This is a genomic window from Sphingobacterium sp. UBA2480 (assembly GCF_002341965.1).
Classification (GTDB): Bacteria; Bacteroidota; Bacteroidia; order Sphingobacteriales; family Sphingobacteriaceae; genus Sphingobacterium; species Sphingobacterium multivorum.
Genome location: NZ_DDPA01000004.1, coordinates 610,901 through 627,543, shown reverse-complemented (window position 1 = coordinate 627,543; position 16,643 = coordinate 610,901). Strand labels below are relative to the sequence as shown.

General features: G+C 39.5%; 14 protein-coding genes. 11 read left to right on the top strand and 3 right to left on the bottom strand.

The genetic code is table 11. The annotated features are described in order from the left end of the window. The first annotated feature begins 2 nt into the window (after nt 1–2). The 3 genes from B3600_RS10020 to fabD all read left to right on the top strand — a co-directional run bounded on the left by B3600_RS10020 (nt 3) and on the right by fabD (nt 5,408). Nucleotides 3–2,840 (top strand): outer membrane beta-barrel protein, encoded by a 2,838-nt coding sequence (locus B3600_RS10020; RefSeq protein ID WP_286752834.1) that lies wholly within the window; start codon nt 3–5, stop codon nt 2,838–2,840. Nucleotides 2,841–3,070: 230 nt separating this feature from the next. Beyond that, the gene (locus tag B3600_RS10015) at nt 3,071–4,300 is read left to right on the top strand and encodes a M16 family metallopeptidase (protein ID WP_286752833.1); all 1,230 of its coding nucleotides are present in this window, start codon (nt 3,071–3,073) and stop codon (nt 4,298–4,300) included. A 217-nt stretch (nt 4,301–4,517) separates the two neighbouring features. Then, on the top strand, nt 4,518–5,408 hold the full coding sequence (gene fabD, locus B3600_RS10010; protein WP_070560944.1) for an ACP S-malonyltransferase: 891 nt from the start codon (nt 4,518–4,520) through the stop codon (nt 5,406–5,408). Nucleotides 5,409–5,760: 352 nt separating this feature from the next. Here fabD and B3600_RS10005 read toward each other — a convergent pair whose 3' ends face one another. Next, a complete protein-coding gene (locus B3600_RS10005; RefSeq protein ID WP_115046318.1) occupies nt 5,761–6,492 on the bottom strand; it encodes an RDD family protein in 732 nt (243 codons plus the stop codon). A gap of 115 nt (nt 6,493–6,607) precedes the next feature. On the opposite strand from B3600_RS10005, the gene B3600_RS10000 reads away from it, so the two are divergent. Genes B3600_RS10000 through B3600_RS09975 form a run of 6 tightly spaced genes read left to right on the top strand, consistent with a single transcriptional unit; the run spans nt 6,608 to nt 12,844 of the window. Then, nucleotides 6,608–7,570, top strand: coding sequence for a stage II sporulation protein M (locus B3600_RS10000; RefSeq protein WP_115049359.1), 963 nt, complete (start codon nt 6,608–6,610; stop codon nt 7,568–7,570). Then, nucleotides 7,561–8,472 carry an ABC transporter permease gene (locus B3600_RS09995; protein WP_286752832.1) on the top strand — a complete coding sequence of 304 codons (912 nt, stop codon included), beginning with the start codon at nt 7,561–7,563 and terminating at the stop codon, nt 8,470–8,472. Before B3600_RS10000 ends, B3600_RS09995 begins: the two co-directional genes overlap by 10 nt. After that, complete coding sequence (locus B3600_RS09990) at nt 8,465–9,340, top strand: DUF4129 domain-containing protein (protein WP_070560947.1); 876 nt, start codon at nt 8,465–8,467, stop codon at nt 9,338–9,340. Before B3600_RS09995 ends, B3600_RS09990 begins: the two co-directional genes overlap by 8 nt. Further along, entirely contained in the window at nt 9,337–10,530 is a 1,194-nt protein-coding gene (locus B3600_RS09985) for a DUF4350 domain-containing protein (protein ID WP_286752830.1), read from the top strand. The genes B3600_RS09990 and B3600_RS09985 overlap by 4 nt, the downstream gene beginning before the upstream one ends. Further along, nucleotides 10,527–11,516 carry an AAA family ATPase gene (locus tag B3600_RS09980; RefSeq protein ID WP_286752829.1) on the top strand — a complete coding sequence of 330 codons (990 nt, stop codon included), beginning with the start codon at nt 10,527–10,529 and terminating at the stop codon, nt 11,514–11,516. Before B3600_RS09985 ends, B3600_RS09980 begins: the two co-directional genes overlap by 4 nt. Continuing rightward, entirely contained in the window at nt 11,516–12,844 is a 1,329-nt protein-coding gene (locus tag B3600_RS09975) for a DUF58 domain-containing protein (protein ID WP_286752828.1), read from the top strand. Before B3600_RS09980 ends, B3600_RS09975 begins: the two co-directional genes overlap by 1 nt. On the opposite strand, the gene B3600_RS09970 is transcribed toward B3600_RS09975, so the two are convergent. Further along, nucleotides 12,837–13,241 carry a Dabb family protein gene (locus tag B3600_RS09970; protein ID WP_286752827.1) on the bottom strand — a complete coding sequence of 135 codons (405 nt, stop codon included), beginning with the start codon at nt 13,239–13,241 and terminating at the stop codon, nt 12,837–12,839. The two genes, B3600_RS09975 and B3600_RS09970, sit on opposite strands and share 8 nt — an antisense overlap. A 194-nt stretch (nt 13,242–13,435) precedes the next feature. Further along, nucleotides 13,436–14,689, bottom strand: a complete 1,254-nt coding sequence (gene metK, locus B3600_RS09965) for a methionine adenosyltransferase (protein ID WP_286752826.1) — start codon at nt 14,687–14,689, stop codon at nt 13,436–13,438. A gap of 303 nt (nt 14,690–14,992) precedes the next feature. On the opposite strand from metK, the gene B3600_RS09960 reads away from it, so the two are divergent. Together B3600_RS09960 and B3600_RS09955 are read left to right on the top strand one after the other, a co-directional pair. Beyond that, nucleotides 14,993–15,871 (top strand): diacylglycerol/lipid kinase family protein, encoded by an 879-nt coding sequence (locus B3600_RS09960; RefSeq protein WP_286734148.1) that lies wholly within the window; start codon nt 14,993–14,995, stop codon nt 15,869–15,871. Nucleotides 15,872–15,875: 4 nt separating this feature from the next. Continuing rightward, entirely contained in the window at nt 15,876–16,226 is a 351-nt protein-coding gene (locus tag B3600_RS09955) for a translation initiation factor (RefSeq protein WP_070560961.1), read from the top strand. Nucleotides 16,227–16,643: the final 417 nt, after the last annotated feature.

Below are 16,643 nucleotides of genomic sequence, written 5' to 3'. Positions count from 1 at the left end.
TTATGAGAGGCTTTATGCTTTTGTTGTTTAGTATGCTGATGGGATGGACTGTTTATGGCCAGACGAATAGCGTACAGGGAATCTTGAAAGATGACAAGAATCGAATTGTTGCCGGGGCGACGGTTAAGCTGACGTCAAAGTTGGATTCTATGACTACAGGATCCAATATGGCGGGGATTTTTATCTTTGATAAGATCAAATCCGATACCTTTAAAATTACCGTTTCAAACTTAGGCTTCGAGCGCTTTGAAAAGGAATTTAGTATTCCTAAAGGCGAGTCAAAATATATAATTCCAAGTTTAACTTTACAACAGAATTCACAGATGCTGCAGGAAGTTGTGGTTGATGGAGTACCTACTGTCGTTGTTAAAAGTGATACCCTGGAATATACCATGAAAGATCTAAAGCTCCGCGATGGCGCCGTTGCGGAAGACGCGTTGAAAAAGTTACAGGGAGTCGAAGTGGATAAAGATGGTAACGTTACAGCACAAGGTGAATCCGTAAAGCGGGTTCGTATTAATGGTAAGGACTTTTTTGGTGGAGATGTAAAGACAGCTACCCAAAATTTACCTGCAAATATTATCCAAAAGATGCAGGTCATCGATGATTATGGTGATATGGCCAATGTCACTGGCAATAAAAACGGTGATTCGGAAAAGGTGTTGAATATTCAGATAGATCCCAAATACAATACTGGGCATATGACTACCCTACGGGCTGGCGTGGGAACAGAAGATCGCTATCAGGCTACCGGTATGTGGATGGGGATGCGTGAAGGTGAACAAATTTCGGTGCTGGGGAATTTGAACAATACCAATGCCCCCTTATTCGATTTTAGTACTGTAGGTGGTGGCGCCCGCCGTGGCCAGGGTGGTGGCGGCCGCCGAGGTGGTGGTATGTTTGGTGGCTCGGACGGTTTGACAAAAATTGGTTCCATAGGACTGAATTACCGCAAAGACTTTAATGATAAACTGACTGTTTACGGTAGCTATAGTTTTAGCCATAGCAACAATACAACACTATCCCAACGTTTTCAGGAAAATACACTGCCTAATATAATGCAGACGGACAGTGTGACATCCAATTCGAACACGGTTGGTGATAGCCATCGTTTCGAAGCAAATGTCGAATGGAAGCCTACAACGAAAGATTATATCAAAATATCGCCTCAGTTTGGCTACGACAAGAGCGATGCAACGACAGGTACGAATTCGCTCACGTATCGTAGTAGTGTATTTAATAATTCTCAGGCGCAAGATATTGTTGCCAATTCCACTGCACCGAGATTTGGGATTAGCGGTTTATACAATCATAAATTTAATGATAAAGGAAGGAATGTTTTTGTAAACATGAACTTCAATAATGCAAAAACAACGAAAGATCAGAATGCCATTCTGGATAGGTTGTTGGCCGATCCCAACAATGCAAATGCTCCCTTAGATTCGATCTATGAGAAGACGATTCTGGAAGCTAATAATAAAAGTTGGAATGGAGGAGCCTCGGTGAATTATACTGAACCTGTTTCCGAGAAAGGAAAAGTAGAGTTTACCTATGATTTCAACAAAAATAAGTATGATAATTCGAACAAACAGCAAGGATTTGACCGCGATGGAAACCTTATAGCAGAAGACCCGAAGTTGAATTTTGATTATAATTACGATTATTCCTTCACAACACATAAAATAGGGGCAAACTATTTGTATAGTGGCGATAAAATAACCTATTCCATTGGAGCAGCAGCTCAACCTTCCCAATTAAGAGGAGATGCGATCAGTTCAGGCTTAGTCGTTCCAATTCATCGCAACAATATGAACTGGATGCCTATTGCACGTTTTGAGTATAAATTTTCGAGACAGTCCAATATCTCTGTCAATTATTCGGGAACACCGAATGAGCCTTCAGTAACGCAGATCTTGCCCTTTGATATGAGTACAAATCGGACCAGTATCGTAATCGGTAACGCCAATCTGAATCCGGAATTTAGCCATCAATTGAATGTACGGTTCCGTAAAAATGATTTTCAAAAAGGAAATAACTTCTTTGCGTTCGTTAATGCCGGTTTGACTAACAACAAGATTGTGAGCTTGAGCAAAAGCTATTTTGATGATTTAATGGACTATCAAACTGGACAAACAAATTCTACGTTAGTATCCGAAACTCGCTACTTGAATGAAACAAGCGATAAACCATTTAATGTGAGTTCTTTTTATCATTACGGAAAGTCATTGAAAGAAAAAACATATAATATTATGTTAATGGGCGGGGTGTCCTACAACAAAAATATTGGATATGTTTCTACGGAGAAAGATGATAACATCGGTCAAAAGAACGTTGCCCGGAATATTGTATTAAATCAAGGTTTGATGTTTAGATACAACCCTTCGGAGAATTTGGAAATCAATCCGGGAGTACGCTACCAATTTAATCATACGGAGAATTCATTGACAAATCGTACGACGAATGTTTCTTCTTGGACACCCACATTGATTGGCTCTGTTAACATCACAAAAACTACAATTTTCGGAGCGGATCTATCGAAGCAATTCAATAGTGGTTATGGAGCCGGTATCAATGCAAACCCGTTTGTCATCAATACGTACCTTGAGCAGAAGTTCTTGAGTCAACAACGTGGTACAGTACGTTTACAAGCATTTGACTTATTGAATCAGCAAACGAATGTTTCCCGGACAGTGAGCGAATCTATGATTACAGATAGCCGTACCAACCGTTTGGGACGATATTTTATGATTTTGTTTACCTACAAGTTCCAAAAATTCGCTATGGGGAACCCTGAAGGCGAGAACAGATTCCCAGGCGGAATGAGACCACCGCGTATGTAATTTGAATAATCTTATTGCTATAGGATATAAAAACGGTCATAGTGATTTCGCTATGACCGTTTTGCGTTTAAAAATGCCTAGTTTTGTGATCACTTCATGTGCCCTATGATTTGAAGATTGAGCAAAGTGGCGAAAGAATGTACGATTGTATATTTTTTTGGAGGAGATAGTCAAGGCTAACGGGCACACAAAATAGATAGACTAAAGAAGTTACAGCAAGTTTATACTGCATGGAATACGAAATTATTAGACTTTCAAACGGAATACGCGTAGTATTTCAATATCAGAATTTACCGGTTACACATGTCTGCATGGTCATCAATGCGGGGTCTCGGGATGAGTCTGCTGGAAAATATGGTGTAGCCCATTTTATTGAGCATCTTTTATTCAAACGAACAGAAAGACGCTCTACACAACAGATTATAAATCATTTGGAATCCGTTGGCGGAGATTTGAATGCTTATACAACGAAGGAATATACCTGTGTACATGCCTCTATTCTTCAGCCTTATTTAAGTCGTGCCTTAGATCTTTTTGAAGATATCTTTTTTCATTCCACTTTTCCCGATATAGAATTGGATAAAGAAAAATCTGTCATTGTAGATGAAATGGCGTCTTACCTGGATAGCCCAGAAGAGTCTATTGTAGACGATTTTGAGGATCTGGTTTTTCAGGGGTCGGGTTTAGGACACAATATTTTGGGACTGGAAGATCAGCTTCTCGCACTACAAAAGGGCGATATCGTAGACTTTATGCAGGCAAACTATGATACAAATGAAATGGTTATTGGTATCACAGGTAATTATACGCTAAAAGAAGTTGAGCGATTGTTGCACAAGATCTTTGGTGGTGTTCCAGCAAATACAATTATGCGGATGAGAAACGATGTCAATCCAATTATTGAACAGCATCTTGCAGTTGCAAAACCAATTAATCAGGTTCATTACATGCTTGGATCTTTGGCTTACGGTTATCGTGATGAGCGTAAGACAGGGCTGTTGCTTTTGAACAATATGCTTGGCGGCATGGGAATGGGTTCTATTCTGAATCTTTCTATTCGGGAGAAATATGGAATAGCCTATACCATTGAATCTAATTATACTATTTTTTCGGATACAGGGTTATTTAGTATTTACCTCGGTACCGATGAAGAAAAAGTTGAAAAAGCTAAAAAACTCGTCTTTAAAGAACTAGCGAAGCTAACCGAGCAACCGCTATCCGAAACTGCAGTAAAAAAGGCGAAGCAGAAATTTATTGGTCAGATTGCTTTGACCGAAGAGAACCGTATGAGTATGATTATCTCTGCCGCGAAAAACGTGATGGACTATGATCGTGTCATCTTATTGGACGAAGTAATTGAAAAAATTCAGGACTTGACTAATATAGGGCTGCTGGAAATAGCGCAAGATGTATTTGACCCGAAGAAGATGTTGTCGCTAAGTTTTGTTCCCGAAGACTGAATTTAAGGATCGATAGATCCTTCTGAGGAAATGAACAATATGAGATCGAACGGCCGAAGATGGGAATATAGCTGGCTGAAATGAATTTATATTGCATATAAAAAGCAATTTATCTAAGTTTGCGCTTACGGGAATTCGTTCTCATCAACCATTGACTGCAGAAAGCAGATTCAATACCTATTGTAGCAGACAAATAAACGAATAAAAAATATAAGGGATGAAAACAGCATATGTATTTCCTGGTCAAGGGGCCCAATTTGTTGGAATGGGGCAAGACCTGTATAATTTAAATGATGAAACGAAAGCTTTGTTCGAACAGGCTAACGATATTTTAGGATTTCGCATCACGGATGTCATGTTTTCCGGTACAGACGAGGAGTTGAAACAAACCAACGTAACCCAACCGGCTATTTTCTTGCATTCGGTCATTTTGGCAAAAGCATTGGGAGAGTCTTTTCAACCGGACATGGTTGCAGGTCACTCATTGGGTGAGTTTTCGGCTTTGGTAGCAGCGGGCGCACTGAGCTTTGAAGATGGCTTGAAATTGGTTGCACAACGCGCCAACGCGATGCAAAAAGCATGTGAGCTTCAGCCTTCAACGATGGCTGCGATATTAGGTCTGGAAGATGCTATAGTGGAAGAGATCTGTGCTAAAGTTGATGACGTTGTGGTGGCAGCGAATTATAACTGTCCCGGACAATTGGTGATTTCGGGATCTATTGAAGGTGTGGATAAAGCTTGTGCTTTATTGACCGAGGCCGGTGCTAAGCGCGCATTAAAGCTAAATGTTGGTGGAGCATTTCACTCACCATTGATGGAATCTGCCAAAGTCGAATTGCAGGCGGCTATCGAAGCTGTAGACATTTTGTCGCCTAGCTGTCCGATTTATCAAAATATAGATGCCAAACCACAGACAGATCCAGCGGTTATCAAGGAAAATCTTATTGCGCAATTAACTGGCGCTGTACGGTGGACGCAGACAGTACAAAATATGTTGGCCGATGGTGCAACAGCTTTTGTAGAAGTCGGTCCAGGAAATGTATTGCAGGGATTGGTTAAGAAGGTTGACCGTCAGGTGCAGACTTCTGCGGCTTCAGTGACCGCGTAACAAAATATTCAGTATAAAAAAAGGAATTATTTTGCTGTGCCCTCAAAAAGTGTCCAACTTTTTGAGGGCATTTTTTATGAACGAAAAATCGGAATCACATCAAGAATTACCTGTCCATCCCTGAAAAATGTTTACAAAAGGTCTAATACGGTTCTTACTTTACCTCAAGAATTAACCTGTAAAAATGGATAAGACATAGCGATCAGTTTCGGAGATTACTCGGTGCTTATTCGGTACTTGTTCGGAGCTCGTTCGGTACTTCTTCGGTTGCAAGCGAAGAAACACCGAACGAGCTCCGATCGATATCCGTTTTTTAACCGAGAGAATGCAGAATCAACTATGAGCGTAAAAACTATTTATCCTTAAACATGCTGTAATGATCTTTCATGACCTGCAGCACGAAGTCGTTGGGAGTCATTTTTTCAGGATGTTTGACTTCCATAACCGCCTCAAGACGCTGGACCAAAGCTGTTAAAATGCCCACATCTCTTCTATCAAAAGCTGTTTGGTAGATCTCTTTGACCGAATTAGCATCCTTGTCGCTCAATTTGATAACCTGTGGAAATAGAATTGGATGATTGTCGAAAGTCTCTTCGTAAATTGTGTCGCTCAATTTTAATGTAGGTTTGAGGCTGATAACGGAAGTTTCTGCGGCAATATCTCCAATGCGTTGCCCATTTTTGGATAAAACGATCGAGGTAATGGCGACACCACCCATCGTCATCCAAATATCTACAATAGATAGACTCCATCTGGACAAGTATTGATAAAAGTTGGCTCGCGAACCGTCAAGTTTAACGACCTTTATTTTCATGATTTTCTTACCTACTGTCTGACCACCAAAGGCGGTTTCGGTAATCAATGTGTAAAAAAACGCAGGTAGGGTCAATGCCATCATAACGCCATAAAAAAGATAGGGATCTCCTGCGTTCATGTTTATGCTGTCCAAGAGAAAGAAGCAAAAGAAATAATAACAGACTATAATAAAATAATCTATTGCAAAAGCGATCATTCTTGAACCAAGACTGGCAAGATTATATTCGATTTTTACATTTTGTGCTGTATTTATCTCAAGCTTATTCATGTGTAAATTATTTGAGTTTAATAGCAATATAGAATTTCTAGGTCATTTTAGCTCCAATTTGTGCTTTTCAATCATGGATATTTCCTATATTTGGTTCAGCCAGTTAAAAAAATTAATGAGAGAAGCATCCTTTGTAGAACGAAATAAAGAAAAATGGACGTTAATTGAAAATAATTTATCAATTAATATGCAGGTTGATCCAGATGAACTGGCCTCAAATTACATTGAGCTCACTAATGATCTGGCTTATGCACAAACTTTTTATCCTGAAAGTAAGGTAAAGGCTTACCTGAATGAACTGGCAGTGACCGTGCATCAGAAAATCTATAAAGATCAGAAAGCTTCCAATAATAAGTTTAAATCTTTTATCAATGAAGAGATACCGCAGGCGATCTGGTCAATCCGTAGACCTTTGTTGTACTCCTTCTTAATTTTTGTTTTGGCTTCAGTCATTGGTTTTGTATCGTCTGTATACGATATGGATTTTATTCGGCTTATTTTAGGTGACTACTATGTCGATTCGACGATAGAAAGTATAAAAGCAGGAGATCCTGCTGCAGTATATGGGAAGGGGAGCAACTTTGGATCAGCGATTTGGATTACGATTAATAATGTGCGGGTTGCTTTTATGGCCTTTGCTGCCGGACTATTTTTCAGTGTAGGGACAGGTTATGTGCTGTTTAGCAATGGTATTATGCTTGGTGCATTTCACCATATGTTTTTCCAGTATGGCGTTATGGGGAAAGCCATGTCGGCGATTTGGATTCATGGCACTATTGAGATTTCGGTAATTATTGTGGCAGGAGGATGCGGATTGGCCATCGGTAATAGCATTCTATTTCCCAAATCGTTTACACGTTTGACATCGTTTGTCCGTACAGCAAAGATTGCAATGAAAGTTCTCGTCAGCACGATTCCTTTTTTTATTATAGCCGGAACATTGGAAGGTTTTGTAACACGGTATTATAATATGTCAATTTGGTTATGTTTAATAATTATCGTTTTATCCGTACTGGCTATCCTTTATTTTTATGTTATTAATCCTTATCGACTAGCAAAACGATTTCAATGGAAATAGATTTTGAGTTTCAAAAAGAACGGAAGGTGGGGGACTTTATCCAAAGTTTCATAGATCTTTTTAAATTGATCTATAAGCACTTTGTTTCTACTATTTTTGGTTTATCTGCGGTTCCCCTAGCAGCGATTGCTTTAGTTTACTATTTTCTTTCTACAAAAATCACTTTTTCGGCCAACAGCGATTCTTTTGAGGATATCGATGCTTTTACTTGGGCTGGATTACTCATTTTGGCATTGATCGCTTTGGGATTGTACGTTTATGGTATTTCCATTGAATATTTTATGCTACTCAAAGAACGTAAAAGCACAGCATTTTCAGGATCGGAAGTATTCAGAAATTTCAGATCTAACCTCGGTAAATACTTTATGTTTTTGATTGCCATGATATTGGCTTTAATCGTTGTCTTTATCCCACTGGCAATCGTAGCTGTGATTTGTGCATTTATCCCTTTTATTGGAAGTTTTGCCATTGGTATATTGGGCTCGATGGTTGGGATATGGTTGTTTTGCTCTTTTCTATTTTATCGGGAAGGTTATTCGGATCTGGGAAGCTGTTTTACAGATGCCTATGTCATGCTGAGCAAAAAATTGATCCAATACGGTATCGCAACCTACATTGTGAACTTTATTTTTCAAATGGCTGTCATGATGATTTCCATTGTACCATTGATTATCATGGGGCTTTTGTCATTTAACTTCCTTGGAATAGATGCCGCTTTCTTTGACTCATCCTGGGGAAAACTCCTGATGACATTTGGGGGCTTATTTATCACACTATTTACGCTCTTTCTTTATATGTCCGGCGTTTTGGCCAATGGTATTATTTATGAAACAGCCAAGGATCTCAAATTTGGAGAACGTATTTATGGCATGATCGAAAAGATAGGAGGAAAAGATGAATAAACTCTTGTCTTTTTTCTGCATTGCCTGTTTATCGATTATGTACGCCTGTGATCCCAAGCCAAGGGACACGGACTCCAACAGCGATAGGATTGATTCACTTAATGTGCAAATAGATTCAACCTTGGTGGGAGCAGATTCTGTCCGCATTGATTCTGCAGTAAAGGCTCCTAATGGCCAACAGGGAAAAGACGAAATTGACCTGTGGGATCCAACATTATTTGATTCGATTCCAAAATATACCGAAGAACGTTCGTTTAAAATGGATCCTTATCAGGATATCATCAAACGTTACGAGACAGACGATTTTGTTTATTCTGAAAATATTAAAGATCGGGTGGGCGTATTGCAACGCATCCTTGCCCGGCTCGCCGATTGGATCGGGAGTATCATGCCGGATAATCCTTATAAATTTCGGGAAGAGTTTGGCTATGTATTTGCCTTCTTAGCTGTCATCGCATTAGCGTTTATTCTTTATAAAGTGCTCTACAACAGAAAACAATATTTTATTAAGCATAGTGAAGAGGAGAGTGAACTGGACGTTTTAGCGTATGTGGAGCGAAACCTGATGAATAGCAACCTGGAGCCTTATATTCAGGAGGCTATCGCTCAAAGGAATTATGCATTGGGTATCCGGTACTTACAGCTATTGAATATTCAGAAACTAGCGCAATCCGATCATATCAAATGGAAGCTGAGCAAAACGAACGCTGAATTTACACAAGAGATTCAAAACGAGGAGCTCCGTCGTGGATTTGCGGAATGTACAAGAATATTTGATTATGTCTGGTTTGGTCAATTTGAATTAACAGAGGACAATTTTAATCAATATCAGCAATTGTTTCACCAGTATCAAAAACAAATTAAATGAAGGGATCGGTAAAATTTGGATTGATATTATTGACTGTTGTGTTAGTGTTAATAGCCCTTATCGATGCAACAAGTAAGAAACCTATTATCTGGGATCGGACTTTTGATGCAAAAGATAAAAATCCTTTTGGCGCTTATGTGCTACGTCAAGAACTAAAGCATATCATTGATCAAAAGAACACAACGATTGAGCGACCATTGTATGAATATTTGGACAGTACAAAGAAAACCGACGCTAACTTATTTTTTTACACCTCCTATTTTTCAATGGGTGAAGCAGCGGAAGATAAATTACTGGATTATGTAAACCGGGGTGGGAAAGCAATGATTGTAGCCGAGGATATTGATCCTTATCTGTTGGATTCCCTCGGTTTGAAAACAGATAACTTCTATGGTTTTAAAAAAGGTGTGAATATAAAAAGCAAACTGCGTGTGCGGTTGATGAACGATAACAATAAAATTCATTATAGTAAATCAGATCTTGGCGAAGTATTCAAAAAACTTCCTAAACATGCGACCATTTTGGGCGCGATTACCTATAAGGAATTTATGTTACCGAACTTCATAGCCGTTCAATTTGGTAAAGGGACATTCTATCTGCACCTGACCCCTGACTTATTTGGAAACTATTACTTGCTGAATTCCGCTTCGCAATATGCCTATGTTGCTAAGTCGTTATCTTATCTAAATGATAAGCCGATCGCTTGGTATGATTTTAAAGCGAATTTGGAGCAATATCGGACACCTTTGCGTGTATTGCTTATGAATGATGGTCTTAGGCAAGCTTGGTATGTTTTGTTGGCGGGGCTAGTTCTTTTGCTTGTATTTCGAAGTAGACGAGAGCAGCGAGCCGTGGCGGTCGTGAGCCCAGAACCGAATCTCTCGAAGGACTTTTGTGGAACCATTGCTACTTTATATTATGAAAATGGCGCACCAGGTAATATGGTCGCAAAAAAAATAGATTACTTCCTGCACGATCTTCGGATGCGGTTTCATTTGGACACGCTGATGTTGCGGGAAGAGGAGTTCAGTGAGGAGCTGGCTGAGCGGACTGGAGTTCCGCTCCTAGAGACGCAGTCTTTAATCAGGCTGATTGTTCATATGCAAGATGCTAAACAACATGATGTGGCTGATCTTAAGATGATTAATGATACAATAGAAGAGTTTAAACATAAAGCAAAAATGATATGAGTGACTTCGATAAATATATATCTTTTGAAAACCGAATAGATGTCTCGGTTTTATTCGATAAAATGGCGCAGGTAAAGTCGGAGGTGAAAAAAGTCATCGTTGGGCAGGATCAATTGATTGACATGCTCTTAATCTCGATCTTGGCCTCAGGGCATTCTTTGATCGAGGGCTTACCCGGGGTGGCGAAAACATTATCCGCAAAATTGATTGCCAAAACGATTCACAGTGAATTTAAGCGGATTCAATTTACACCGGATTTAATGCCCTCGGATGTAACCGGTTCGTCGATACTCGATTTGAAAAGTAATGAGTTTGAATTTCGTAGGGGCCCCATTTTTGCAAATATTGTTTTAATCGATGAAATCAATCGTGCTCCCGCAAAGACCCAGGCAGCACTTTTTGAAAGCATGGCGGAGCAACAGGTGTCGGTAGATGGAACAACCTATCAATTGCCAAGGCCGTTTGTTGTTTTTGCGACGCAAAATCCCATCGAACACGAAGGTACTTATCGATTGCCGGAAGCTCAGCTCGACCGTTTCTTGTTTAAGATCAATGTGAACTATCCTGAACTTGAACAGGAATTGGAAATATTGAAGGAGCATCATGCTCAAAAAGCACAGAATAAAGAGGATCAGGTTCAGGCTGTCGTTTCGGCCACAGAAATTTTAGAATTCCAGAAATTGATCAAGTCTATTTTTGTGCACGAGGAGTTGCTAACTTACATTGCTCAAGTTATTATAAAAACACGAACTAATCCAAGTTTGACACTAGGTGCATCACCACGGGCTTCTATTGCTTTGTTGGAATCAGCAAAGGCTTCAGCTGCGTTGACAGGCCGCGACTTTGTTACTCCTGAGGATATTCGGAGGGTAGCATCTGCCGTACTGGGTCACCGTGTCATGTTGACTCCAGAAAGAGAAATGGAAGGATTTACCACCACTTATGTCATCGACCAAATCATAAATTCTGTAGAAATTCCAAGATAATGAAGAAACTAAAACAGCTTTTTCTAACAAATCAGTTCTTCTACTCCCTGTTGGGGGTAGCGACACTCTTCACATTTTCTTTTTTCGTTAAAGGATTGTTGATTATGGCTTGGATTGTCTTTTGGATCTGGTTGGCTGTTTTGGCTTTTGATTTTATTGTCTTATTTTCAGGAAAGGGTAGAATTGAGATCACAAGGATATATCCTGAAAAATTATCCAACGGAGATGAAAACCCGATGAAGCTAATGGTGAGCTCTTTTTATCCGTTTGCAACAAAAGTGGATGTTTTAGAGGAGTTCCCGGTACAGCTCCAAATTCGGGATAAGGATTTTGCAGCCAATTTATCCGCCTTTCAGCGCTCTGAAATATCATTTTCCCTGCGGCCCACACAAAGGGGAATTTATCAGTTTGGTCGTTGTATGGCTTTGGTTAAACGTTTTGGATTTTTCAAAAGAAGGTTTGTTACCAATCAAGAACAGGAAATCCCCTGTTATCCATCCTATATTCAACTACGAAAATATCAGCTTTTGGCAACAAGTAACCGGTTGAATGAACTGGGGATAAAGCGTATTCGACGTATTGGTTCAGCCATGGAATTTGACCATGTCAGAGAGTATGTGCAGGGGGACGATTATAGGCACATGAACTGGAAGGCATCTGCAAAAGTAAAGAAGCTGATGGTCAATCAGTACGAAGAGGAGAAGTCTCAGCCGATCTATTCATTTATTGATTTAGGTCGGGCAATGCGTATGCCATTCAACGGTCTTACCTTATTGGACTACTCGATTAATGCTGCACTTGTTCTTTCCAATGCGACCATCTTAAAGCAGGACCGAGCTGGATTATTAACCTTTTCAAAAGATATCAATGCATTTATAGCTGCAGAGAAGAGGAATAATCAAATGCATAAGATTTCAGAAGCACTATACCAGGTGTCGACCAAATTTGAGGAGTCTGAATTTGGAAGATTATATAGTTATGCCAATGCGCATATTAACAAGAGGTCGCTTATTTTTGTATATACCAATTTTGAGACCTTAGATTCCTTAAGACGTCAGATAAATTATCTGTCTATGTTAAACAGGAGCCACATTATCGTTGTTGTCGTCTTTAAAAACGTAGAAATAGAGGATTTAGCGAAAAGTACGCCTAAAAAGACAATCGAAATTTACAATCAGGTCATTGCTGAAAAGTTTATCTATGAAAAACAGCTTATCGTACAAGAACTGATTCGCAACGGCTTTCAGACAATCTATACAGCGCCCGAAAACCTGACCATCAACTCCATCAATAAATATTTGGAAATTAAGGCCCGGGGCCTTATTTAATGATGGAGGTATCTTTGACCATTACTTTTGTCCAAAGATGCTGATATTTTTCGATCGCTTTTAAATGGATTGGATGTGTCTCGTAGCTGGTAATATCTTTAAGGTTTTTGAAAGTGACGATCAAGGTATAGTCGAAGCTGTTGTCTACGACAGGCCGCGGGTTTGTTTGAGCCGGGACGCCGTAATTAAGTGTTTTGATGACGTCGATCTTGCGCAATTCCTCAAAAAATCCAACAAAATTCTTTTTTTCTTTTTCACTGAGCTCTTTTTTTAGCCAAAAATTCACAACGTGGACAATAGTGGTAGGTTGGATGTCTTCATCCGATTGAACGTTATTTGCCCATGTTGGGGCAGTTACGAGCACCATTGGTGCCAGAAGAAAATTGCGTCTTTTCATGATTGAAACGGTTTAGAACGCTTAAGATACAAAACCTGCGCGATTTCACCAATAGCCTGGGTATAAAAGTCGGTTCAAACTGTTTAAGAATAGGATGCTGAGAAGGCGCTGTGAAGGGATGGGGTATAAAGTTGAATAAAAAAGGGCAGTCCAACTTTGTACTGCCCCATTCTATTTTGATGGACATCTGGCTCTTATAAACCAAACGCTTCTTTTACTTTGTCGATATAATCTAGTTTTTCCCAAGTGAACAGTTCAACTTCGACTTGCTTTTTCTCGCCTGTTGAGCTTTCGAACTCCTTGGTTACTTTTCTTGGTGTTCTTCCCATGTGTCCATAGGCTGCAGTTTCTGAATAAATGGGATTTCTCAGCCCCAAACGGGTTTCAATTCCGTATGGCGTCATATCAAATAAATGTGCGATTTTTTCCGCAATCTGGCCATCTGTCAAATTTACCTTGCTCGTTCCATAGGTATTTACATAGATTCCCATCGGATCTTTTACACCTATTGCATAAGAAATCTGTACGAGGATTTCATCTGCAACACCTGCTGCTACCAAGTTTTTAGCAATATGGCGCGTTGCATATGCAGCGGAACGGTCTACCTTAGATGGATCTTTTCCTGAGAAAGCCCCACCACCATGTGCACCGCGGCCACCGTAGGTATCGACAATGATCTTGCGACCGGTAAGTCCTGTATCTCCGTGTGGTCCACCGATAACAAATTTTCCAGTTGGATTGATATGAAACTTAATTTCATCGTTAAATAACAACTGAAGTTCTGGTTTCAATTGCGCTTTAACACGTGGAATTAAGATCTTTTTAATATCGTGTGTAATTTTATCCAACATGACTTGTTCAGTAGCGAAGTCGTCATGTTGTGTAGAGATTACGATTGCTTCAATTCTTTTCGGCTTGTGATCATCACTATACTCAAGTGTCACCTGAGATTTTGCGTCCGGGCGCAAATACTTGATTTCGTTATTTTCGCGACGCAGCTCGGCCAATTCATAAAGCAGGCGATGCGATAAGTCCAATGCCAAAGGCATAAAATTTTCGGTTTCATTGTTGGCATAACCGAACATGATACCTTGGTCGCCCGCACCCTGTTCTTGTCTTGTCTTGCGGTCTACCCCCTGGTTAATATCAGCAGATTGCTCGTGAATAGCCGAAAGGACGCCACAAGAGTTTGCCTCGAACATATATTCCGATTTGGTATAGCCAATCTTTTGGATCACCGAACGGGCTATTTTTTGGACATCAAGGTATATGTTTGATTTAACCTCGCCGGCAAGAACTACTTGCCCAGTCGTTACTAGCGTTTCAATAGCGACGCGAGAATCCTCGTCCCATGCTAAAAAATTGTCTATTAATGCATCTGAAATTTGATCCGCAATTTTGTCTGGATGCCCTTCAGAAACAGATTCTGACGTAAATAAATAAGCCATGCTTTACGTAATTTTTAATATTGGATTTGCGCTAGAATGAAATAACAGCAAAGTGATAAGAGCCGTGATAGCGAGGGGTTTTTAGCACTTTTTTACTGTGGTTGCAATCTCCTTGTCGTTGCTTGTAACGCAACAGCACGCAAATCAGTCCACATTCTATTTTTTGTGCGACAAAGCTACGATACTTTGTGGATTATTTAAAATCAAATTTATATTTTAACTTTTAAAAGTATGGGGAAGTGCGGTAATTCGTATAAAGATTACATTATTTTAAGAAATTGGTAATTTCCGCTATCTTTGGATATGTCAGAACGTAAACAAATATTGTTTGTTATTAATCCTATTTCGGGAGGGAAAAATAAAACTTCCTTTAAAAAGCAGGTGCTGGATGTGCTTGATCTACAGAAGTTTGATCCTACTTTCCAACAAACGGCGAGACCGAACCATGCTTATGAAATTGGGCTGAAAGCGATCAAAGAAGGCTATGATGCAGTCATCGCTGTCGGTGGTGATGGGACGATCAATGAATTGGGATCCGCTTTGGTCGGATCTGGAATTCCATTGGGGATTATTCCTGAAGGCTCTGGCAACGGCCTGGCGCTCTACTTGGGAGTTCCAATGAATGAGGCTGCAGCTATCCGTCGGATTAATCGTTTTGAATCAATAGAAGTGGATTGTGGAGTAATTAATGATAGACGCTTTTTTAATATTGCTGGCTTGGGTTTTGATGCATCCGTAAGTGAAAATTTTGCTAATGAAAATATTCGTGGACCTTTGGGGTATATGAAGTCCGTTTTTAATGTGCTCAGTAAATACCAACCGGCACATTATAAATTGACAATTGATGGAAAGGTGTACGAAAGGCAGGCCTTTATGATCAGTGTGGCGAACTCTCCCCAATATGGTAATAATGCTTATATAGCACCGCAGGCTTCGGTTAACGATGGCATTTTAGATGTCTGTATCGTGCACAAGTTTCCACTTTATATTTTGCCAAAGATGATTTTCCATCTTTTTAATAAATCGGCGGATCAATCCAGTTATGTCGAGATTATTCCGGGGAAGAATATACAGATTGAGATTGATAAGGTGTCCCCGGTTCATGTGGATGGGGAGCCGATTGAACTTGGCGATAAATTGGATATTTCCATTATGCCAAAAGCGTTAAAGATAATTTGTTAATATCATGAGTAAAAATAAGAAACAGTCCTATGAGGGCGTTGTATATTCGACAGATGACAGCTTCAGCTATCAGCTGGCCGATTTTTTTCAGGAAGCAGATACGTTACCTGTAAATCAGCAAAACTTAAAGGTGCAGCTTGATCGGAAAATGCGGAAGGGGAAAGTTGTTACGTTGGTCACGGGCTTTGTTGGAAAAGTGGACGACTTGGAGAACTTAGGTAAATTGTTGAAAACGAAGTGCGGAGTTGGTGGAACAGTGAAGGATGGGGAGATCATCATTCAGGGCGAGTTTAAACAAAAGATCTATGATTTGTTACTTAAAGAGGGGTATCGCGTAAAATTAGTTGGTGGTTAAACAAGTATATCCAGCAGAATAGTGGTAAATCTAATGAATTGTCTATTAGGCAAGTATGCTTTAAGTGTAGGATGTCTGATTGTTCAAAAACATGAGTAATCACTTACTTTTTGTCGTTTAAAATCCTTGATTTTCTTGCATATCAAAAAAAAAATGGCTTTCATTGTAAAATAATTATTGCGAATAAGCGATTTAGCATAGAGTAGCAATGATTATATAACGGGAACTGCTGAGAAAAATAACACGGATTAATGGTGTATTCAGTTTTAAAAACAAATTTGATTTTTTTTATATATTTAAGAGGAATATTTTAAATTTGACATTAAATATTAAATTTGCTTTGCAAAATTGGTTTCAAAAGCGAATAAAAGTGCATATAATTTAAACAACATTATATATTTAAACAACAGTAAAAAA